This window comes from Apilactobacillus apinorum, assembly GCF_001281175.1.
GTDB classification, from domain to species: Bacteria; Bacillota; Bacilli; order Lactobacillales; family Lactobacillaceae; genus Apilactobacillus; species Apilactobacillus apinorum.
This window is the reverse complement of sequence record NZ_KQ440396.1, coordinates 40,888-63,390: the sequence shown is the minus strand read 5'-3', so window position 1 is coordinate 63,390 and position 22,503 is coordinate 40,888. Positions and strand designations below refer to the sequence as shown.

Below are 22,503 nucleotides of genomic sequence, written 5' to 3'. Positions count from 1 at the left end.
CACTCCCTTTCATACAATATAATATATTACATTATTTAAAAACGTTTTGAAAGGGCTTTAATTTAGGAATTATGATACCAGGTTGTCTAAATTAGTAAAAATGGTAAAATTAATAGATAGTTATTTTTGGGGAGGAACGTTTTTTGAAACTTATAATATTATTAATAGTGGCTTACTTATTAGGGGCACTTCCTAGTGGAATCTGGGTTGGAAAGTTATTTTTCAATAAAGATATCACTAAATTAGGTTCTGGAAATATGGGAACCACAAATACATTTAGAGAATTAGGAAAGACTGCCGGAGCAGTTGTAATGATTCTAGATATTCTAAAAGGAACAATCGCTACATTACTTCCAGCATTCTTTAATATTTCACACGTATCACCTATTATATTCGGTTTATTTGCCGTGTTAGGTCATACTTTCTCAGTTTTTGCTCACTTTAAAGGTGGTAAAGCTGTTGCAACAAGTGCAGGGATGTTATTAGCAATTCACCCTATTTTATTCTTATGTGCATTCGCTTTTGAAATTATTTTTACTTACTTAACAAGTATGGTGAGTCTTGCTAGCATGATTTCATTCCCACTTATTACCATCTTAATATTAATGGATGGTGACTATTGGTTAGGGTTAATCGGAATTATCTTAACTGTCTTTATCTTTGTAAGACATCGCAGCAACATTACAAGAATTAAAAATGGAAATGAAAACTTAGTTCCTTTTGGTCTTGTGTATAAACGTCGTAATAAATAGACAAAATAAAAAGAGCTGTCAATGACAGCTCTTTTTTATTTTGTGTTTTTAGCATCTAATCGTTTCAAATGTTCTACTTTATCTTTTGATAATATTGGGAATGAAATCGTAAATATTGATCCATATCCTGCAGAACTTTCAACATTAATTTGCCCATTATATGCTTCTACTAAACGTTTAGCGATTGATAATCCAAGTCCATTTCCACCTTGATTACGGCTTCTAGCCTTATCTACACGGTAGAAACGATTAAATATCTTATTGATACTTTCTTGACTTAATCCTTCACCAAAATCTTGAACGGCAATATCTACGTAACGATACTTTCTAGAAAGAGAAATATGAATTTCTTTTCGTTGTTTAGAATACTTAACCGCGTTATCCAATAGGATAATTAAGATTTGTTCTAAATGATTTCGATAGATTTGTACAATTGTTTCTTCATCAATATCATCATCTAAGATAAACTCATAATCTGGATGGATCATCTTAAAATCATTGTATTGTTGATGAACAACGTCTTGTACGTCAGTAGTCTTATTACCATAGTTTATTTCGACTTGTTCAGCTCTTGATAAATCTAACATTTCTTGAACTAAACTCTTCATTCTATTAATTTCATAAATAGATGATTTGATTGATTCATCCAAAACTTCTGGATCGTCTTTCCCCCATCTAGAAAGCATATCTAAATGTCCTTGAATTACGGCAACTGGGGTTCTTAGTTCATGTGACACATCTTCAACGAATTGTTGTTGTTGATCAATGTATCTTTGCATAGTGTCAATCATATCATTGAATAAATCACCTAAATCGGTTAGCTCATCATTTTGAGTTAACTTAGGCACACGACTATCCGTTTCTGGAGATTCCTTAACACTATGAATTGTGTTAGAAATAATGCGAATTGGTCGAAGCATATACGATGATAAAAAGTATGACAATGCAGCTGAGAAGAAGATACCAATTATAAGAATAACAAACAAAATTCCAGCTAATTTATTGATATATAAATTGTAATCTGACATGGAATCAACCACTCTTAAATACCCAATTAGTGAATGCATCTTATCAGATGAATAAATTGGTGAATCTAAAACTAAAACCGTTTTACCATCACTTTTTGTGATTACAGATTTTCTTGATTCTACAGGCTGAAATTTATAAATCTTTTTTGGTGACTTCTTTGATGAAAAGATTGGTTCTGATTGATTATTGTATACACTAACAACGATATCTTTACTGAATAAATTAGTGTAAATAGAATCAGAATATACATTCATTGCCATTCCATTATTAGGATTAGCATCCTTTAAATTATTGTTAGGACTTAAAACGTCATTAACTTTTTCGAAATCTAAAGGTTGATTAACATGACTTAATCTACTAGAGATTGTTACATCTGATTCAACTGTACGTGCGTTTTCTTGATGCAAAAGAACATCAGAAAATCGATTATAGATTAAAAAAGAAAAAATTGATAGGATAACAAAAATTATAATTGCTGAACCAATTGACCATTTCCACTTTAGAGAAAACCATCTTCGATTACTACTTACTGTCTTTGATACTTTATCATCATTGAGGGGTATCATGATCTCATCACGTAACCGGTTCCTCTAACAGTTTGGATATAGCTCTTTTGATCTGGTCTATCAATTTTGTTTCTTAGGTAACGAACGTAAACATCAACAACGTTTGTTTCTGCACTTGAATCGTAACCCCATACCTTAGTTAATAAAACATCTCTAGCTAATACAACATTAACGTTTTCCATTAATGTTAATAGTAGTTCATATTCACGTTTAGTTAAATCAATGATGTCATCGCCACGTTTAACAATGCGACTTTCCTTTTCTACTGTAATATCCTTAAAGTAAACTACTTTTTGGTCTTCAGCGCTTTCGTCACCTTCGATATCAATACGACGAAGTAAAGCTCTAACACGTGCTAATAATTCTTCAATAGCAAATGGCTTAACAATGTAGTCGTCAGCACCGTGATCAAAACCAGAAACACGGTCAATAACAGAATCTCTGGCAGTCATCATAATGATAGGAGTAGTTTTCTTTTCACGAAGTCTTCTAGCAACTTCCATACCGTTTAACTTAGGTAACATTAAGTCTAAAAGAATAACGTCATAATCGTTATTAAGAGCTTCTTCTAGCCCTTCACGACCGTCTAAAGCTACTTCAGTATCATAACCTTCATGCTTTAATTCTAACTCTACAAATCTAGCTAAGCTTTTTTCGTCTTCAATTATTAAAATTCGGCTCATTTAAGTACACCTCTCCATTTATTTTAGAAAATCTTAACTTACTTTGTATATTTTATCACAATTTTTCTCATAATAGAAGAGCATAATCCGAATATTATTATTAAAAACTCACCAAAATGACTCTATTGTCGGATAAAATAAAAAATCGATTTGTTTAATTGATTATAGTTTAATATAAAACTAATAATAAATAAATAATTTTATATTTAAAATAAAAAAGCTATCAGAACCCATGGTGTTCTGATAGCTTTTATTTAATTAGTTGTTTTCATTAACAACTTGTTTTCCATCATAGTATCCACAACTAGGACATACAATGTGAGGTTTACGTAATTCTCCACAGTTTGGGCAAGCACTCAAACTTGGGTTAGCCAACTTAATGTGACCACGACGCATACCCTTCTTAGCTTTTGAAGTTCTTCTTGCTGGTACAGCCAATGCAAAAACCCCCTTTTTATTATAAAATATCCACTAGTGAAAAAATTTTTAAGTCTTGCAACTAGTTATCACTATCGTTAAAGAAATTCTCTAACTTAGCAAGACGTGGATCTACTTTTTTATCATTTGCCTCTTGTTCAGCGAAATCATCTTCTGAAATTACCGCCCAGTCATTACCTTCAGGCATTTCATTACTTTCAATTTCATCCGGAGACAAAATGTGCATTGGAATTTGTAGAATGATGTTATCGGCTACAGATTGATCAAAATCAATTAAGCCATCATCATCTACTAGAAAAGCAACATCATCTTCTCTTTCACGCTCTTTAAGTCTAGCTTGTGTATCTACATAAACTTCATCAATTGTGAAGTTTAATGGTAAATCAACCGGCTTTAAAGAACGAGAAGATGGTACAACTACCTTTCCTGTTACATGAGCGTTAACAATCACATCACCTTTTTCATAAAAGACATGTGCTTCAACATGAATATCATCATCTGCAGAAATAACATACTTGCTATATCTACTCATGATATCATCTGATAAATTAATGTCTTCACTAGTTGATAGTGGTTGATTCTTGTATTCGGAAAGTTCTTTTACGAACCATTTCATGTCTATTCCTCCTAATGCAACAGCGTTTATTATACATATTAAGACGTTAGTTTGTCAAGGTCATTTCCTTGATACCATCCCTTTTATTAATAAATAATTGGGTGTTTCCCTACATCTTGTTTTCTATTATTAATACTTTCGTAAATTTTACCAGCATTTACATCAAATTTTAGTTCATTTTCGGATAAATGCTTATCAATTTTAGTAATAATAGGTAATTTTATATCTTTTTTTATATGATTTAAATAACCATTACCAAATTTATTAAAAGCTAATATACGGGCATATTGGCTGCCTAAATCATCATCTTTTTTCCAATTTAATAATGTGTATACACATAATCTTCTAAGACGTGAATAGGTATATCTTTTCGATTTAATTAAAGAAATAAACTCATCAAAAGTATTTGCTTGATAAATAAATTTCTTAAATCGATATTCAAGGCCCTCATTCATTTGATAAATATTTTCCAGCTCATCAATTGAACTGGTTGTAACCTTATACTTTAGTAATGGCCAAAAATCATTCCATGAGCATATTTGATTAAATACTGTTTTATCATATCCAGTTGGTAGGAAATCAGTAGTTTCATCAATTCGATTTGTTTCAATAGCATCCCTAATTGAAGAAGCGCTTGCAATTTTTATATCGTGGTTTAAATCCTTATCATGATGATTTGAACCATTACGTAAAATTGGTACTAACTTCATATGGTGTTCCATCTTATTATTAGCAATTGCGTAATTTAAAGCTAACACATCATTAGGATCACTAATATCCTTACCAGTTATCCCACCAATGGCTTCTCTAATTAAACTAGCGTAAGACTTTTTGTAGTCATTATTTATGAAATTGGAGTTACTTAAGTCTTTTTTAGCTAGTTCTTCAAAGTCTAATTCTGGATGTTCACTACCAAATGCTAACCATTCGCAGTGGAATTTAGATAAAATTTCTACGGCTTTTTTAGCAAATATATCTGCTGCTTGAACCGCCGCTTGAACCGGCAATTCAATAACTATATCAGCACCATTATTCAAAGCAATTTCAGCTCTTTGCCATTTGTCAATTATCGCTGGTTGTCCTCTTTGAACCCAGTTACCAGACATGACGATAATTACTATATCAGCACCAGTCGTTTGTTTAGCTTGTTGAATCTGATATTTATGACCATTATGAAATGGATTATATTCAGCTATTATTCCGACTGCCTTCATAGTAACTATCCCTTCTTACATTTAAAGAACCATCTAGTTGTATCTTCACTAATCTCATCGTGACCAAAATTAGCAGATACCTCAATTGAACTAAAGCCAACTTTTTTCAATAGATCTAAATATGTTTGTAACTCATACGTTCTTTCGAAATGAGTTTCACTAAACTGGTCATAGGCATCAATATCTTCATTGTATGTGAAAAATACTAAATCATGTTCAACTGAATGATCAAATTCACCAATGTATGATTGCCATTGAAAAGCATTTTCATCATCATGATAGTTATACATATAACCAGGATACACAACATCGGTTTGATATGGTGTAATCACGTCAAATAAAAATGTTCCATTGTCACTTAAATGATTTAAAACATTTTCAAATGTAGTTTGTAATGTTTCTAAATCTGGTAAATAGCATAATGAATCGTCAAAACACGTAATAACGTTGAAATTAGGCAAGTCAGATAAGTCAGTCATATCACCTTGAATTAATTCAACCTTATTTTCTTTATCTCTAAGTCTTTCATCAGCTAATGTAAGCATATCGTCGGATAAATCCATTCCACTAACTTGATATCCTTCGTCAGATAAGAATGATAATAGTCTACCTGTACCACATGCCATATCCATGATAGATTCATCTTTAGTTACGTTATCTTTAACATATGATAACCATTTATCATACATTGTTTCATCAAATAACTCATCATAGAATTTAGCAAACTTTTGATAAATCATATTAGTCGTTTACCCAACTGTCGATATCAACGTAGTCTGCATCAGACCATAATTTTTCTAGGTTGTAGTATTCACGTTCATCTTCTTGGAATACGTGAACAATAACATCACCCATATCCAACAAGATCCATTTAGCTGTATCTTTTCCTTCAACAGCTTTCACGTTAATTCCAGCTTCTTCTGCTTTATCAGCAATTTCTTCTGAGATTGATTTTACTTGTCTATTTGAAGCTGCATCCATGATTACAAAGTAATCTGCCATTAAACTAACTTCATGTACATCTAATGCTACGATGTTATGTGCTCTTTTACTGTCTCCAGCTTTTACAAGTACTTCTAATTTTTCTTTACTGTTCATTATTGAACTCCTTATTATTTGATATTTGATCCGTTTACCCACGCATTGTACGTATCAATTGTTTTAGGATAAACTGGTTTATTTTCACTGATTAAAAATTCTAATGTGTGTTTAGTTTGATAAGCAACACCATCAGCTAAATCGTTAAATGTTATCTTTCTGGCATCTTCTACTCCGGGAAAATCTCTTCCCATTTCAATATAATCGGCCATGTAAACGATTTGTTCTAGTTTAGACATATACTTAGCACCTGTTGTATGGTGCTTAATTGAATTAAGAATATCGATATCGGTTACTCCCAATTCATCTTGAACTAAGAGGTATCCTACTTCTCCATGCCAGATGGCATTTCCATAATGCAATAGTAAATCATCCAAATGATATTTTTTGATAACCTCTAAAAAGTCATCATCTGGTCTTTGTTTAGCATAATCATGACATAATCCGGCAACACTAGCTTTTTCAATATCTTCTACATTTCGCTTAGCTAACTCAATTGCCATTTGTTCAACACGTAAAACATGTTCGAATCTAGATTGAGTTAATGCATCATCAAGTTTTTGGATTAATTCTTCTCTTGATAATGGAATATATTTACCTGTGTATGTTAAATCAATATCATTCATATAAATTATGCTCCTTTATATATTTAGCGACTGCATCCGGAACCAAGTAACGAATTGATTGACGGTTCTTAACTAATTTACGGACCATAGTTGAAGAAATATCTAACTTAGGTACATCTACCCAAATTACTGGATATTTAGTAGTCATTGGATAGTTTTCTCTTCTGACACCAACAAAATGAGTTAATTTAAAAAGCTCATCTACTTTATACCATTTAGGTAAGTATTCAACCATGTCACCACCAATTATAAAGTAATATTCATAATCGGGATGTATCCTATTTAATTCTATCATAGTGTTATATGTGTAACTGGTTGTTTGATTAATGATTTCAATCATTTCAATATCGAAATCATCATTGTCATTTATAGCAACATTAACCATGTTTGTTCTATCAGTAGCATCAATTGCCTCTTTATGATCAACGTGTGGCGGAATGAAATCGGGCATGAAATACACTTTTTCTAAACCTAATTGACTACGTACTTGTTCGGCAATAAACAAATGACCATTATGAATAGGATTAAAGGTTCCCCCAATAATACCAATTTTTCTTTTATGATTTGATACGTTCACTTGAGTTACTGTTTGCACTTTTTGATCACGCATGGTTAAAAACACCTCTACATATTTCTAACTTCGACAGAATAAATTTGGAATTTTTCTTTACTTGCAGGCAAGAATAGAAGTAATGTCTTTCCAATGGTTTGGACAACATTAATATTACTGTTGCTTTCAATGTATTCTTGAACATCCTCAACTTCTAAGTCAGAGTTTTGTTGGATGTTAACTTTAATTAATTCTCTTCTGTGAAGAGCATCAATAACTTGTTCCAACCATGTTTCATTTAAACCATTTTTTCCGATTGAGAAAAGTGGTTTCATTCTATTAGCTTGAGATCTTAAATATCTTTTTTGTTTTCCTCTAAGTTTCAAATTATTACTCCTCTTTAAATCATTGCTTTTCTAATTAATACTGCTACACCTTTTGGTGCCCATCCAGCAACTACAACATCAGCTGGAACAGTAATCCAACCTAATCCTTCAAAAACTAAATCAGACTTTTGATTAGTTTTAAATTCAAATCTAACTAGTTCAGGAAAATCTTCAATTGATTCTGGACTAGGTGGTGTTAATAGTTCACCAAAATGTTTTTCATAAAACGCATCAGCATTTTCTAACTTGGTACGGTGAATCAATAAGGTGTTTTCAACATAAACTGTAAATCCGTGTTTTTTATCACCTTGGACGTAATCAAATCTAGCAACACCACCAAAGAATAGTGTTTGTGCTGGATTCAGTTGATATACCTTAGGCTTAATTGGCTTTTGTGGTTGAACGATTTTTAAGTCCTTACCATTTAAGTAATGCGCCATTTGTTCCTTATGAATAATACCTGGTGTATCAACTAACTCATGACCATCTTCTAAATCAATTGTTATTTTATCCAAAGTAGTACCTGGGAATCTTGAAGTTGTAATCAATTCCTTAATTCCAGTATTTTGACGGATGATTTGGTTAATTAAAGTTGACTTACCAACGTTAGTAACACCTACAACATACACGTCTCTATCTTCTCTTAACTTATTAATGTTATCCAATAAATCATCAACAGATTCATTTGTCTTAGCTGATACTAATTCAACATCAATCGGTCTAATTCCGGCTTCATTAGCTCTTTGACGTAGCCAGTCTTTTAATTTAGTTCTCTTAAGCGAATTTGGAAGTAAATCAGCTTTGTTACCAACTAACATAATTGGATTGTCACCAACGAATCTGTGTAATCCAGGAATTAAACTACCATTAAAATCAAATACATCAACTAAGTAAACTATTAATGCATCCGCATCACGAATTTGATTTAACAGTCTTAAGAAATCATCATCAGTTAAACTAACAGGTGAAATTTCATTATAGTGTCTTAATCTAAAGCAACGTTGACAATAAATTTCACCAGTTTCTTTACCTTTTTCAAGAGCAGAATTAGGTGTAAATCCTAAGCCTTGTGGATCGTCTGTTTGAATTACAGCTCCACATCCTATACATCTTAGTTCTTCATCTTGTATTTGATTAATTTCTGTCATTAATATCCTCCTGCCAGTCTAAATCACTGAACTTCTTTCTTAACTTTTTCCATATTACTGATTCAATCATACGATTAGGTTTGGTGTTCCACGCATCAGATTCAATTAATGGTTTTACCAAAACACTTCTTACATTCGCATTATTTGAAGCCCAGACATCAGTTAACAATTGATCGCCAACCATAATAACCTGTTTTGAATCTAAATTATATTTCTTTAAAGCCTGCTTAATACCTCTAGGTAGTGGTTTGCAAGCTCTAGAGATGAAGTTGAGCTTTAAACTTTCTAAAGCTCTCTTTACTCTATTATGTTTATTATTAGAGATTACAATCAATTCGATATTATATTTTTTCAATTGATCAATCCAATCTCTTAGTTGAGGAGTACCATCTGGATTATTCCATGGAATCAATGTATTATCTAAATCACTAAAAACAGCTTTAATGCCCATATCCTGCAATTTAGATGGTGAAATACTGTATATAACTGGAATCATCCAAGTTGGTTTAAATTTAGTTATCATCATAACACTCCTCAAATTTATGTATTATGGGCACAATACTTGTGTCCCATATAAGAAAAAAACTCCCACCTACTTACCTTAAGTGGTGAAAGTTTTTATAAATTATTTAATAGCTTTCTTTGCAGTTTCAGCTAATGAAGCAAAAGCTTTTTCGTCGTTAACAGCTAAGTCAGCTAACATCTTACGGTTCATTTCAATGTTTGAAAGTTTCAAACCGTGCATTAATTTACTGTAACTTAGACCGTTCATACGAGCAGCAGCATTGATACGAGCAATCCATAATCTTCTGAAGTTACCCTTGTTTGCTCTACGATCACGGAATGCATATTCACGTGACTTCATAACTTGATCTTTAGCAGTCTTGAATAGACTGTGCTTACCTTCACGGTAACCTTTAGCTTCTTTTAAAACACGCTTACGACGTGCGTGAGTAACTGTTCCACCCTTAACTCTTGGCATATTTAAATCCTCCTAATTGTATGTCTTACTTAAAAGTTTTAATTAAAACATCTTTGTGTATTTGCTTGCTAATGTATCGTTTACCATGCTTGTACCACGTAGGTTACGACGTTGCTTCTTAGTCTTACCGTGGAAACGGTGACTTGTAAATGCGTTAGCACTCTTTAAACCACCTTTGGCAGTCTTCTTGAAACGCTTTGCAATTGCACGATTTGATTTAGTCTTTGGCATTGAAAAAATCCTCCCTTAATTTAACTTTAAGTATTATAAAATACTATCTAATTTTTATCGCTTGATTTAGGTGCGAGCATTAGGAACATACTTCTTCCATCCATCTTTGCTCGTTGAGTAACGCTAGCAACATCTGATGTAGAATCTGCCATTCTGTTTAAAACATCACGACCAATTTCCTTATGTGTGATGGCACGTCCCTTAAAGCGAATTGAAACCCTAACTTTTTCACCTTTTTCGATGAAGGTCTTAGCTCTTTTTAGTTTGGTATTGAAATCATTAGTATCGATAGTTGGACTCAATCTAATTTCCTTAACACTAACTACTTTTTGCTTCTTACGAGATAGACGAGCTTTCTTTTGTTGTTCAAAACGGTATTTTCCGTAATCAAGTACTTTTGCTACCATTGGCTTAGCCTTAGGAGCAACAACTACTAAGTCAAGACCAGCAGCTTCAGCAATTTGCATTGCTTCATCTTTTGTCTTAACTCCTAATTGATCACCGTTTGCACCGATTAAACGAAGTTCACGAGCTCGAATTCCATCATTAACCATCATATCGTTTGCTATGGTAATTCACCTCCAAGTTTATTAAAAAGCAGAAAAAAGCGGGAGCCCACAATTGAGTACCCGCTTTTGGTCCCTTAAAAACATTTTAAGGGTTAAACCGATATCATGCCTAGCCATCTTTAAACGATAACTCAGGCGAGAAGCGGGATGCTTCTGCTTTTTCGTTATTTATATAGTATCAAGATATATGATACTTGTCAACAACATTTAATTATTTTTCTCTTGAGTAGTTATTAATGTCTGCTTGAATTTCTTTTACGAAATCATCAATGCTCATGTTTACAGTATCTTGTTCACCATATTTACGAACTGATACTTCATTAGCATTCTTTTCATTTTCACCAACAACGATTGTGTATGGAATCTTGTTGGTTTGAGCATCACGGATTAAGTAACCCATTTTTTCATTTCTGTCATCAACACTAGTACGGATACCTAGAGATGCTAACTTATCATTAACTTCTTTAGCGTAGTCACCGTATTTTTCCATGCTAACAGGAATTACTTTTACTTGTTTTGGAGCTAACCAAGTTGGGAATGCACCCTTGTATACTTCAATTAGGTAAGCAATAAATCTTTCCATAGTTGAAACTAATCCACGGTGCATCATAACTGGACGGTGTTCTTGACCATCTTCACCAACATAGCTTAAACCAAATCTTTCAGGCAACATGAAATCTAATTGAATAGTTGATAGTGTTTCTTCATTACCCATTGCAGTGTATGTTTGAACATCAAGCTTTGGACCGTAGAATGCGGCTTCACCTTCTGCTTCAACATAATCTAATCCTAAATCATCCATAGCACCTTTAAGCATTGATTGTGATCTGTTCCACATTTCTTCATCATCAAAGTACTTTTCAGTATTCTTAGGATCTCTGTAACTTAGTCTGAAGTGGTAGTTCTTAATATCGAAGTCTTTGTATACTTCAACCATTAAACCTAAAACCTTCTTAAATTCATCTTGAATTTGTTCTAGAGTTAAGAAAGTGTGACCATCATTCAATGTCATTTCACGAACACGTTGTAGTCCTGATAAAGCACCAGATTTTTCATATCTGTGCATCATTCCTAATTCAGCAATTCTCATTGGTAGTTCACGGTATGATCGAATGTGGTGTTTGAAGATTTGAATATGACTTGGACAGTTCATTGGTCTTAATTCAAGTTCTTCACCATCACCCATGTCCATTGGTGGGAACATGTCTTCACGGTAGTGTTGCCAGTGACCTGAAGTTTTGTATGCATCTAAGTTCATTAGCACTGGTGTAATAACATGTTGGTATCCATTAGCTAATTCTTTATCGATAATGTATCTTTCAACAACACGTCTGATAGTAGCACCGTTTGGCATCCAGTAAGCTAAACCAGCACCAACTTTAGGATCAACAAAGAATAGGTCTAGTTTGTTACCAATAACTCTGTGATCTCTTTCTTTGGCTTCTTGACGTCTGTTTAGGTCTTCTTCTAAATCAGCTTTCTTAAAGAATGCCGTTGCAAAAATTCTTTGTAACATTGGGTTAGAAGATTTACCTTCCCAGTATGCACCAGCAACTGAAAGAAGTTTGTATTCTTTAACTGCTTTAGCTGAAGGTAATACAACCCCTTCACCTAAACCTAGGTAATCACCGATTTGGTAGAATACAACTTCACCATCTTTAGCCATTTCGTTAACTAACTTAGCTTGGTATGGATCTCCATCAACTTGTTTTAGTGCATCATCTAGTGATAATACTTTTCTTTCAATTTTAACGTCGTCTTTTACCATCTTATTAATACGTTCTTCTGCTAGTGGTAATTCATCAGCACTAACTTGGCTATCGCGTTTATCTGTATCAACAAAGAAGCCATCGTCATTTGCAGTACTTTCACCAAATTGAATGTTATTAAATTGATCTGCTAAGGCAGCTTTTAATAATTGAGCAGCAGTTTGACGTAATACCTTCAAACCATCTTCAGAATCTTTTGTAACGATTTCAATTTTTCCACCTTTTTCTAAAGGTAAATCAATATCAACCATTTCTCCGTCGATTTTACCTGCTACAGATTTTTTAGCTAAACTAATTGAAATTGATTTAGCGATATCTTCTGTATTTACACCTTGATCAAATTCTTTAATGCTTCCATCAGGAAACTCAAATGAAATTTTTGCCATAATTATGCACTCCCTTGTCTAATTTTCGAATGAAAACAAAAAACGCCCCCAGTATCCTAAGATACTAGGGACGTCAAAATAAACGTGGTTCCACCCGAATTCTACTCATATACATCAATATACGAGCCTCATAAAAGTTGATAACGAAACAACCCGTGTCAGAATTTTCCTCTGCCTAATGAATAAAAGTGGTAACTTTAATAATAATCATAGAAACACTTCCAGCAAATGTGCTTCCTCCCTGAATGTTAATTATTAAAATCATGTCTTTTATTAACTGTCTTTATTATCAATATTGTGACCACAATTGTCAAGAATAAATTACTATTTTCTATTGAGGTCTTCTATTTTTTCCAAACAAAGATACTTCTTTTGATAAGAAACGAACTCTTTGCATAATTCTCTTTGCCTTCAATGGTTCTTCTTCACCCTTGTTATTTACAGCAAGATGTTCTTTTTCGAATTGATCCATTGAGAAGTTTGAAGTAAAGAATGTGCTAAGCGCATTTTGCATACGATATTCAAGAATAACTCCTAAGATATCATCCCTAACCCATGATGACATTGAATCAGCACCAATATCATCCAAGATTAATACTGGTGTTTTCTTAATAGTATCTAGTTTGTCGGATACCATGTTATTGGAAATTGCACTCTTCATTTCAACAGCAAAACTTGGAAAATGTACTAAGGTAACCTCTGTACCGTTTTTAGCTAGTTCATTTGCCATTGCAGCCATTAAGAATGTTTTTCCAACACCAAATTCTCCATATAAGTACATTCCTTGGTGCCATCCCTTAGGATCATTACTATATTCATTAATAAAATCAGTTACCTTAGCCATCGAATCTAAACGATAGTCATTTTCATCCAAATCAAATTGACTTAGACTAACATTTTTGATGTTTTTAGGCATTGAAACTGCATGAATTCGCTTCAAAATCTTGTTTTGTTTCATGCTTTCGATTTTTTCTTTAGTAGGAACATATGATATATCAATTAATCCCTTAGAAACCACTAAGATAGGTGTGTATCCAGGAACATTAGTTGGTTCATTGTTCTTAACCTTATTTTTTTGTTGAACAAATTCATAAAGTTTAGAAATTGATTTTCTAACCGCATTTTCTGCTAATTTATCTTCATTATCATCCAAAAATGATTTTACTTCATCATCTTGCAAAGCCAAAGAAACTAATTGGTCATATTTTTGACGATACTTAGGTTCATTGATTTTCTTATTCATTTCTTCACTTAAGTTTCTCATTATTAACCCTCATTTCTATTGTTTTGCATTTGCTTAATTCTTTCTTGTAATTCTTTTTTCTTATCTGCATTAACTTTACCATAATCCTTGGGTTTATTATCTTCTTTTGCCCAGTCAGGTAATGTTTCTTTTACAACGTTTTTACGTTGATATCTCTTATTCGACTTAGGCGTAGCATTACTCTTATTGCGGTCTTTTATAAATTGTAGCGCTTGTTCAGCACTCTTAATTTTGTTTTGTGACCAATCATCAGCAATCGCTTCGAATAGGTTTCTATTAAGTCCTGAATTACCCAAATCAATTAAGATGTGATAAGTAATCATGTTAATCACTTCAGAGCTAAGAATTTGTCTTTCAACAACACTACTTATGATTCTTTCCTCGTTGCTATGAACATAACCACCCTTAGCACGTTTTAATGAATTTAAAAATTCCATTGGTGAATATTGGCGCATTGATTTGACAAGCTTACTTTCCATTTCGTTTAGATTAACATTGGAAGCTTGTTTGCTATTATCAGATTTGCTTGTTGTTTGATTTCTACCCGCAGAATTATTCTGGAATTGTCTTGAAACAATGACCTTAAATTTCTTAGGATCAAACACGTTATTAGCAACATTGGTAGATTGTTCAATTAATCTAGCTGTCGTGATTTCATCAATGCCAAACAATTCATGTTCGGTGTTAATTAAATTAATATTCTTCTTTACGTCAGTAATATTAACAAATGATTGGCTCAAAATATCTAATAACAAGTTAAAGTCAAAATCATTACTCTTTGGTAAATCAATAACCTCATCACTACCAACATTTGAAGATAAATCACTCTTGATATTTTTAATAACGTCCGGAGTATCTTTAATTTCACTATCTTTAATATTAAAAACTTGAAGAAAGTTCTGAGAAATATCTTCGTAGCCTTCTAAACTTACAGTTTCTGTTTTTAACTGTTCAAAAATATCCAGGTATCTGTACTCACCGATAATTTGCAATAGCGAAACACTCAACAAATCATCCATGAAGAATTTGGTAGCTTCTAACGGGCTAACTAATTGATATACAAAACTTTGTCTGTCATTTTGTCTTTTCAAAAATGTTTTTATTAATCCAACTGCTTCCAATTTGGTTCTAGCTTCTACGATTGATTTAATATCAGAGTTTAAATAAGTTAGTAATTCGACATGATTATGTTCTTTTGTCGCTTCTTTCTCTTGGCTCATTCTCCATAAAACATTAATTAAGGTGTATGCCAAAGAACCCACAATTGGTTGATACAAGACATCTAATGATTCTCTTTGCGTATCAGATAATTGTGAGTCGTTAGTTAGTATGAATTTAGATTGCGGATTAATTTCTAACCACTTTTCAGTCATACATATTCCCCATTACTTTTCATTTTTATGATCTTTATCTAGCACTTCTTTTAATTCATTATAGAAAACTGTCATATCCTTAAATTGACGATAAACACTAGCAAATCTAATGTAGGCGATATCATCAACATTAACTAGTTCTTTCATTACATATTCACCAATTAATTGACTAGATACTTCATTTTCACCCAATGATCTAATTTTATTTTCTACTTTATCAGCAATAGATGTCATTGCATCCATTGATACGGGACGTTTTTCAGCAGATCTAATTATTCCACGTAAAATTTTTTCATGATTAAATTCTTCACGATTACCATTGTTTTTGATTACTAATAATGGTGTTTGTTCGATTCTTTCAAATGTTGTATATCTGTAATTACAATTTTCACATTCACGTCGACGTCTAATTACTTGTCCGTTTTCAGCTGGTCGACTATCAACAACTCTGGAAGAGTTTTTATGACAATGAGGACATTGCATAATATCGTTCACCTCAGTTAATCTATATTATTAAATAATTTTACCACTTGAGAGCGCGTTTGCATAATACTACCGTTACTATCAATAACATCATTAGACAATTGTTCTTTGATATTTAATGGCCATTGACTATTAATTCTATTTAACGCTTCTTCTTCGGTTAATTTATCTCTACTCATTAATCTCTCTATTTGTTTGTCTTGATCACATGAAACAGTGATTATTCTGTCACATATGAAATGATATCCATTTTCAAATAAAGTGGGTGCATCTAAAATTACGATTGCTTCTTTTGACGAACTAATTTCACTATATATTTCATCACGGATAAATGGATCAATAATTCTTGTTAATTCGACTAGTTGTTCCTTATCTGAAAAAACAATTTCAGCTAATTTTTTTCGATCTAGTTCACCATTTGATAATAAGATATCTGGACCAAAAAAGGCAGCAATAGCTTTTAGCCCTTCGCTGCCTTTTGATTGGACATGGTGAGTAATTAAATCAGCATCAATAATTTGATATCCGCAACCTAATAAGCATTGAGAAACAGTGGATTTACCTGTCGCAATCCCACCAGTTAATCCAATTACTCTAGTCATATTTATTCAACCACTTTTCTTTGGCAATTTGGACAGTAAGTTGTTCCTCTTTGAGCAACTTTTATCTTTTCCAATAGTGTATCACATCTTTCACAAGGTTCTCCCTTACGTCCATAAACATGCAAATGATTTTGGAACTGTCCAGCTTCTCCAAAAGCATTGGAATATGAATGCACAGTAGTTCCATGACCCTTAATAGCCATTTTAATTTCAGCAATAATATTCTTTCTTAATGCTTCAATTTCTTCATCAGTTATTAAGTTAGTTTGTGTTTCTGGATGAATTGATGTTAACCAAAGAACTTCATCACAGTAAATATTACCTAATCCGGCAATATTACTTTGATTTAATAGGAATGGTTTAATTTTTCCTCTAGCTTTATTCATGATAGATTTCATGTAATCAAAAGTTAAGGTTTCATCAGTTGGTTCAGGTCCAATAGTACCTAATCCGGATAATGTCTTTTCATCCCCATTTTTGACTAGATACATACGACCAAATTTTCGACTGTCCTTATATCTTAGTTCACGATTATCATCTAAATGGAAAATAATATGAGTATGTTTAGTTGGCTCAGTTCCGTCTGGTTCAACGTCATACTTTCCTTCCATTCTCAAATGAGAAACAAGTGTCATATCATTATCAAATCTAAATAATAGATATTTACCACGACGATCAATTCTAATAATTTGATGTTTTTGTAGTACTTCTTTAAATTCCTTTTCAGAAACATTAATCATCTTTGGATATAAAACATCAATAGTATTAACTTTCGCACCCTCTACTAATTGGGTAAGTCCTCTTCTCACAGTTTCAACTTCAGGTAATTCAGGCATCTTTCTAACCTCACTTAAATTATTTCAAGCTGTACCAACTATTCCCATAATGACTTTTTACGTTCAATGGGACATTTAATTTCACAGCAGAATCCATTACTTTAGGAACCAACTCTTCTAAAATTTCAATTTCTTCGCTAGGTGCTTCAAAAATCAATTCATCATGAACTTGAAGTAACATCTTAGCTTTTAAATTACGTTTTTCTAGTTCTTGTTCCATTTTAATCATCGCAATTTTAATAATATCAGCAGCGCTACCTTGAATTGGTGAATTCATAGCAGTTCTTTCTGCAAATGATCTTAAATTAAAATTCTTTGCATTGATATCTGGAAGATATCTTCGACGATGTAAGATAGTTTCAACATATCCTTTTTCTCTAGCACTGTTGACACTATCTTCCATGTATTTCTTAACTCCTGGATATTCAGCAAAATATTTTTCAATGAATTCTTTAGCATCATTTCTACTAATTCCAGTGTTTTTAGATAATCCAAAGTCCGAAATTCCATACACAATTCCGAAGTTAACTGCCTTAGCTTGTCTTCTATACTCTGGTGTAACTTCACTATTATCTGACAAACCAAATATTCTTCTAGCAGTTGAAGCATGGATATCATCATTGTGAATGAATTCGTCTTGCATATTCTTATCACCAGAAATGGAAGCCAATACACGTAGCTCAATTTGAGAATAATCTGATGAAAAAATTTGCCAATTACTTTCACTAGGGATAAATGCTTGTCTAATCTTACGTCCTTCTTCTGTTCTAACTGGAATGTTTTGTAAGTTAGGATCAACAGAAGATAATCTACCTGTTTGTGTAAGTGTTTGCAAGTATCTTGTATGGACTTTATTATCAACGTGAATATCTGACAATAATCCTTCTACATAAGTGGATAGGATTTTAGAGTATTTACGATATTCCAATACTTTTTCTACGATTGGATAATCTGGTGCCAATTGTTCTAAAACACCTACAGCAGTAGAATAACCCGTTTTAGTTTTCTTTACTACTGGTAATTGCATCTTGTCGAATAGGATTTCTCCTAATTGTTTAGGAGAAGCAATATTGAATTCTTCACCAGCATCATTGTAAATTGATTGTTTGATTTCTAACAATTTTTCAGAGATTTTAGATTTCATGGAAATTAAAATATCTTTATTAATAACGACTCCAGCAATTTCCATTCTAGCCAATACGAATGATAAAGGTAGTTCAACATCCCTATATAAATCTACTTGATTATTTTCTTTTAATTCATCAAATAGCTTATCTTTTAGACTGTTAATAGCATTAACTTTTCTAGCGAAATGATCAAACAAAATATCATCATCAGGAATTGCTCTCTTAGCACCTTTTCCATATACGTCCTCATCAGATTGAACATCAAAATAATCATGACGATTTGCTACTTTTCCTAAATCATAACTATTATCGTTAGTATCTAGTAAATAAGATGCCAAAAGCAAGTCGAAGTCGACATTATTTAATTTGATGCCTAGTCTGTTTAATCCGACATATGTTCGCTTACCATCAAATACATTTTTACTAATCTTATTGCTTTCAAGTAAAGCTTTTAGATTATCATCCATCAATAATTCGATGTTTCTGGAAATGTAGTTAGTTTCGTCAATTTTCAATGCGAAACCGATATAATCAGCAGTGTGATAATTATCTCCATCCATTCCAAGATAAAAACTTACATTTGACCCATCTTTAACATCAATGTCATTTACATTATCAGAATTTAATTCAACAAAATCAACTTTATCCATTGTTTCAACTTGATCAGCGCTCATTTCGCTTAAAAACTTTCTAAAGTTCATTTCACGATAGAAATTGATTAATTCTTTAATATGATCGCCGTCATAAACAGTATCATCTACTGTAATTTCAATCGGTGCATTACGGTTGATAGTAGCTAATTTTTTAGCTAAAAAAGCATTTTCTTTATCTTCAGTTAAGTGTTCTAATAACTTTTTACCACTAACTTCATCTAAATGTTCATAAAGATTTTCAACACTACCAAATTGAGTAACTAATTTTAATGCTGTCTTATCACCGACTCCAGTTACACCAGAATAATTATCAGAAGAATCACCCTTTAGCGCTTTCCAATCAATAATTTGTTCAGGTGTAATTCCCATTGTTTCTTTAACATAATCAGTGTCGTATCTTACAACTCCAGAAACTCCACGATTTGAAATGGATACAGTTGTTTTATCTGAACATAATTGGGTTAAATCATTATCACCAGTTACAATAGTTGTTTCAAATCCTAGCTGATCTGCTTCCTTGGATAAGGTTCCAATAATATCATCGGCTTCGTAGTTATCTAATTGATAATATTTAATTCCACGGTTTTTAAGTAGTTCTTTTACATAGTCAAATTGTTCTCTTAATTCATCCGGAGTCTTATCTCGTCCAGATTTATAATCAGCATACATTTCTGTTCTAAATGTAGTTTTACCAGCATCAAAAGCAACCAAAACATTTGTTGGTTTAAATTTATCTAGCATGATATTTAACATATTGTTAAAACCAAAAACTGCATTAGTATGTATACCTTCGTTATTAACGAAACTGTTAACCTGGTTAATTAAAGCGAAAAACGCTTTATAGGTTATACTGTTTCCATCGATCAATAATAATCTTTTCTCAGACATATAATTCTCCTTATCGTTTTCGATAATTTAATTTTAACATGTACATATACTATTATTATATAAAAAATAAAAAAGATGGTGTTGTAGAAACACCATCTTTTTTTACTATCTATCGTTATTTGCGAATCCAAAAATACTTAGTAAGTGAATAAATAAGTTAATGAAGTCCATGTATAGAATCATTGCCCCACTTATTGCTAAACCATTTTCAGAAACTTCTGAACCATATTCGTTAAATGATTGTTTAATCTTTTGACTGTCATATGCAGTAAAGGCTGTAAAAATAATAACCGCAATAAATGAAATAAATAAATCAAATAGAGGGTTGCCTAGGAAAATGTTGATGATACTTACAATAATTAGCGCAAATAATGCTGCCATTGCTTGAGTACCAACTTTATCCAAGCTCTTCTTTGTAGTAACCCCAATTAATGCCATAACAGCGAAATCAATTGTTGTTGTTAGGAAGGCTTCTGCAATTGCAGTTGAACTGTATGCCATAAAAATGTATGAGAACAATCCACCTGTTAAAGCAGAGAAAACAATCAATGAAATGAACCCTGCAAAAGCATTACGCAATGCAAGATTTTGTGTTGTGAACGCTAATACCATCCAGAGAATAAGACCTACGATTGAAGCACCGGCGTTAAATGTAACATGGTACATTCCACCCATTAGGTAAGCAACAAGGCCTGAAATTAAAACTGAAAGGGTCATCCATCCGTAAGTCTTAGTTAAAAATCTATTCATTCCGAATGCGTCATTAACTAATCTACGTTCTGATTGATCATAGTTATTCATAATTTTTTATAATCCTCCTAAAAAATCCTTTAATAGGTTAGAAACATTTTAACAGATTAAATAAAAACTACAAGAATTTAATTCATATTATTTGTAACATCATTTAAAAGATTTTCATAAATACGTTCATAATTTTGAATATCTCCAGCACCCATGAAGACAACAACTGCATCATGATATTCCAGCAATGGTGACATATTGTCTGCTTCAATTAATCCACCATTCTTAGTAATCTTCGCAGCTAAATCAGCACTAGAAACATTTCCAGATTTTTCTCTAGGTGAGCTGTAAATCTTAGTAATGTATACGTCATCCGCCTTATTCAAACTAGTAGCAAAATCATCTAAGTAAGCGATAGTTCTACTAAATGTATGTGGTTGGAAGACAGCGATGATTTTCTTATTTGGATATTCTTGTCTTGCTGCATCAATCGTTGCATCAATTTCTGATGGATGATGTGCATAGTCATCGATAATTGTCATATCGGCAACTTTTCTTTGCGCAAAACGTCTCTTAACACCTTTAAATGTATCAAATTCATTTTGGACTTCTGCCAAATTATCATGTTCAAAATATGAAACAGCGATAACTGCTAAGGCATTCAAAACATTATGTTCACCATATGAATGAATTTGGAAGTGACCAATTTTTTCACCTTTGTATTCAACATCAAATTCTGATCCTGAAGTACTCTTAACAACGTTAACAGCTCTAAAATCATCATCTTCTCTGGTTCCATAGTAATAAATTGGAACATCAGCTTTAATATCTCTTAGATTTTCATCATCACCCCATGCAAAGATACCTTTCTTTGTTTGGTTAGCAAATGATTGGAATGCACTTTTAACATCATCGATACCTGTATAGTAATCAGGATGATCAAAGTCAATATTAGTCATGATTGCATAGTCAGGACTAGTTGCTAGGAAGTGACGACGATATTCATCTGCTTCATAAGCAAAGAACCTTGCTTCAGGAACCCCTTTACCTGTTCCATCACCAATTAAATAATCAGTAGGAGCGATTCCAGATAATACGTGTGCTAGTAATCCTGTGGTACTAGTTTTACCATGCGCACCACAAACACCAATACTGGTATGTCCCTTAATCATTTCTCCAAGAAATTCATGATATCTAAATACTTCTAGACCCATTTCTCTTGATTTTTTGATTTCTGGTTGATCGTCTGTAAATGCATTTCCAGCAATTACGGTTAGTCCTTCTTTAATATTATCAACATTAAAAGGAAGTACCTTAATACCCGCTTGTTCTAGTCCTACTTGAGTAAAAGTATATTTATCAATGTCAGAACCTTGTACTTCATATCCTCTATCTTTTAGAATTCTTGCCATTGCCGCCATTCCAGTACCTTTAATGCCGACAAAATGATATATCTTCTTTGCATCCATATTTAAATGCTCCTTTTATCTCTC

At 32.5% G+C, this 22,503-nt stretch carries 25 protein-coding genes and 1 other annotated feature; of the genes, 1 reads left to right on the top strand and 24 read right to left on the bottom strand.

Annotated elements, in window-relative coordinates:
- The first annotated feature begins 143 nt into the window (after window positions 1–143).
- On the top strand, window positions 144–752 hold the full coding sequence (plsY, locus tag RZ74_RS03010; RefSeq protein ID WP_053949979.1) for a glycerol-3-phosphate 1-O-acyltransferase PlsY: 609 nt from the start codon (window positions 144–146) through the stop codon (window positions 750–752).
- Window positions 753–787: 35 nt separating this feature from the next.
- On the opposite strand, the gene RZ74_RS03005 is transcribed toward plsY, so the two are convergent.
- From RZ74_RS03005 to murC, 24 genes are all read right to left on the bottom strand, one after another.
- Window positions 788–2,347 carry a HAMP domain-containing sensor histidine kinase gene (locus RZ74_RS03005; RefSeq protein WP_053949978.1) on the bottom strand — a complete coding sequence of 520 codons (1,560 nt, stop codon included), beginning with the start codon at window positions 2,345–2,347 and terminating at the stop codon, window positions 788–790.
- Entirely contained in the window at window positions 2,344–3,030 is a 687-nt protein-coding gene (locus tag RZ74_RS03000; RefSeq protein WP_053949977.1) for a response regulator transcription factor, read from the bottom strand. The genes RZ74_RS03005 and RZ74_RS03000 overlap by 4 nt, the downstream gene beginning before the upstream one ends.
- Before the next feature lie 258 nt (window positions 3,031–3,288).
- Entirely contained in the window at window positions 3,289–3,468 is a 180-nt protein-coding gene (rpmF, locus tag RZ74_RS02995) for a 50S ribosomal protein L32 (RefSeq protein WP_053949976.1), read from the bottom strand.
- A gap of 61 nt (window positions 3,469–3,529) precedes the next feature.
- A complete protein-coding gene (locus RZ74_RS02990) occupies window positions 3,530–4,084 on the bottom strand; it encodes a YceD family protein (protein WP_053949975.1) in 555 nt (184 codons plus the stop codon).
- 86 nt (window positions 4,085–4,170) lie between these two features.
- On the bottom strand, window positions 4,171–5,298 hold the full coding sequence (locus RZ74_RS02985; protein WP_053949974.1) for a nucleotidyltransferase: 1,128 nt from the start codon (window positions 5,296–5,298) through the stop codon (window positions 4,171–4,173).
- Window positions 5,299–5,303: 5 nt separating this feature from the next.
- Complete coding sequence (locus tag RZ74_RS02980; protein ID WP_053949973.1) at window positions 5,304–6,038, bottom strand: class I SAM-dependent DNA methyltransferase; 735 nt, start codon at window positions 6,036–6,038, stop codon at window positions 5,304–5,306.
- A gap of 1 nt (window position 6,039) precedes the next feature.
- Window positions 6,040–6,396 carry a ribosome silencing factor gene (gene rsfS / locus RZ74_RS02975; RefSeq protein ID WP_053949972.1) on the bottom strand — a complete coding sequence of 119 codons (357 nt, stop codon included), beginning with the start codon at window positions 6,394–6,396 and terminating at the stop codon, window positions 6,040–6,042.
- A gap of 14 nt (window positions 6,397–6,410) precedes the next feature.
- Window positions 6,411–7,022, bottom strand: coding sequence for a bis(5'-nucleosyl)-tetraphosphatase (symmetrical) YqeK (yqeK, locus tag RZ74_RS02970; protein WP_053949971.1), 612 nt, complete (start codon window positions 7,020–7,022; stop codon window positions 6,411–6,413).
- Window positions 7,015–7,632, bottom strand: a complete 618-nt coding sequence (locus tag RZ74_RS02965) for a nicotinate-nucleotide adenylyltransferase (RefSeq protein WP_053949970.1) — start codon at window positions 7,630–7,632, stop codon at window positions 7,015–7,017. Before RZ74_RS02965 ends, yqeK begins: the two co-directional genes overlap by 8 nt.
- Before the next feature lie 14 nt (window positions 7,633–7,646).
- On the bottom strand, window positions 7,647–7,958 hold the full coding sequence (yhbY, locus tag RZ74_RS02960; RefSeq protein WP_053949969.1) for a ribosome assembly RNA-binding protein YhbY: 312 nt from the start codon (window positions 7,956–7,958) through the stop codon (window positions 7,647–7,649).
- Window positions 7,959–7,972: 14 nt separating this feature from the next.
- Window positions 7,973–9,106: a ribosome biogenesis GTPase YqeH gene (gene yqeH, locus RZ74_RS02955; RefSeq protein ID WP_053949968.1), complete on the bottom strand. Its 1,134-nt coding sequence runs from the start codon at window positions 9,104–9,106 to the stop codon at window positions 7,973–7,975.
- On the bottom strand, window positions 9,093–9,629 hold the full coding sequence (locus tag RZ74_RS02950) for a YqeG family HAD IIIA-type phosphatase (protein WP_053949967.1): 537 nt from the start codon (window positions 9,627–9,629) through the stop codon (window positions 9,093–9,095). Before RZ74_RS02950 ends, yqeH begins: the two co-directional genes overlap by 14 nt.
- 102 nt (window positions 9,630–9,731) lie before the next feature.
- A complete protein-coding gene (rplT, locus tag RZ74_RS02945; protein WP_034531196.1) occupies window positions 9,732–10,088 on the bottom strand; it encodes a 50S ribosomal protein L20 in 357 nt (118 codons plus the stop codon).
- A 42-nt stretch (window positions 10,089–10,130) separates the two neighbouring features.
- A complete protein-coding gene (gene rpmI / locus RZ74_RS02940; RefSeq protein WP_034531197.1) occupies window positions 10,131–10,319 on the bottom strand; it encodes a 50S ribosomal protein L35 in 189 nt (62 codons plus the stop codon).
- Window positions 10,320–10,366: 47 nt separating this feature from the next.
- Complete coding sequence (infC, locus tag RZ74_RS02935; protein ID WP_053949966.1) at window positions 10,367–10,876, bottom strand: translation initiation factor IF-3; 510 nt, start codon at window positions 10,874–10,876, stop codon at window positions 10,367–10,369.
- A gap of 38 nt (window positions 10,877–10,914) precedes the next feature.
- Window positions 10,915–11,053: a sequence feature (ribosomal protein L20 leader region), on the bottom strand.
- A gap of 46 nt (window positions 11,054–11,099) precedes the next feature.
- Complete coding sequence (gene thrS / locus RZ74_RS02930; RefSeq protein ID WP_053949965.1) at window positions 11,100–13,043, bottom strand: threonine--tRNA ligase; 1,944 nt, start codon at window positions 13,041–13,043, stop codon at window positions 11,100–11,102.
- 331 nt (window positions 13,044–13,374) lie between these two features.
- Window positions 13,375–14,307, bottom strand: a complete 933-nt coding sequence (gene dnaI, locus RZ74_RS02925; protein ID WP_053949964.1) for a primosomal protein DnaI — start codon at window positions 14,305–14,307, stop codon at window positions 13,375–13,377.
- 2 nt (window positions 14,308–14,309) lie between these two features.
- Window positions 14,310–15,680: a replication initiation and membrane attachment family protein gene (locus RZ74_RS02920; protein ID WP_053949963.1), complete on the bottom strand. Its 1,371-nt coding sequence runs from the start codon at window positions 15,678–15,680 to the stop codon at window positions 14,310–14,312.
- Window positions 15,681–15,692: 12 nt separating this feature from the next.
- On the bottom strand, window positions 15,693–16,163 hold the full coding sequence (gene nrdR / locus RZ74_RS02915; RefSeq protein ID WP_053949962.1) for a transcriptional regulator NrdR: 471 nt from the start codon (window positions 16,161–16,163) through the stop codon (window positions 15,693–15,695).
- 17 nt (window positions 16,164–16,180) lie between these two features.
- Entirely contained in the window at window positions 16,181–16,765 is a 585-nt protein-coding gene (gene coaE, locus RZ74_RS02910) for a dephospho-CoA kinase (protein ID WP_053949961.1), read from the bottom strand.
- 2 nt (window positions 16,766–16,767) lie between these two features.
- Window positions 16,768–17,601, bottom strand: a complete 834-nt coding sequence (mutM, locus tag RZ74_RS02905) for a bifunctional DNA-formamidopyrimidine glycosylase/DNA-(apurinic or apyrimidinic site) lyase (protein ID WP_053949960.1) — start codon at window positions 17,599–17,601, stop codon at window positions 16,768–16,770.
- Between the two features lie 19 nt (window positions 17,602–17,620).
- Window positions 17,621–20,269, bottom strand: a complete 2,649-nt coding sequence (gene polA, locus RZ74_RS02900) for a DNA polymerase I (protein WP_053949959.1) — start codon at window positions 20,267–20,269, stop codon at window positions 17,621–17,623.
- Window positions 20,270–20,374: 105 nt separating this feature from the next.
- Window positions 20,375–21,070, bottom strand: a complete 696-nt coding sequence (locus RZ74_RS02895) for a Bax inhibitor-1/YccA family protein (protein WP_053949958.1) — start codon at window positions 21,068–21,070, stop codon at window positions 20,375–20,377.
- A 77-nt stretch (window positions 21,071–21,147) separates the two neighbouring features.
- Window positions 21,148–22,479: a UDP-N-acetylmuramate--L-alanine ligase gene (gene murC / locus RZ74_RS02890; protein WP_053949957.1), complete on the bottom strand. Its 1,332-nt coding sequence runs from the start codon at window positions 22,477–22,479 to the stop codon at window positions 21,148–21,150.
- Window positions 22,480–22,503 lie beyond the last annotated feature (24 nt).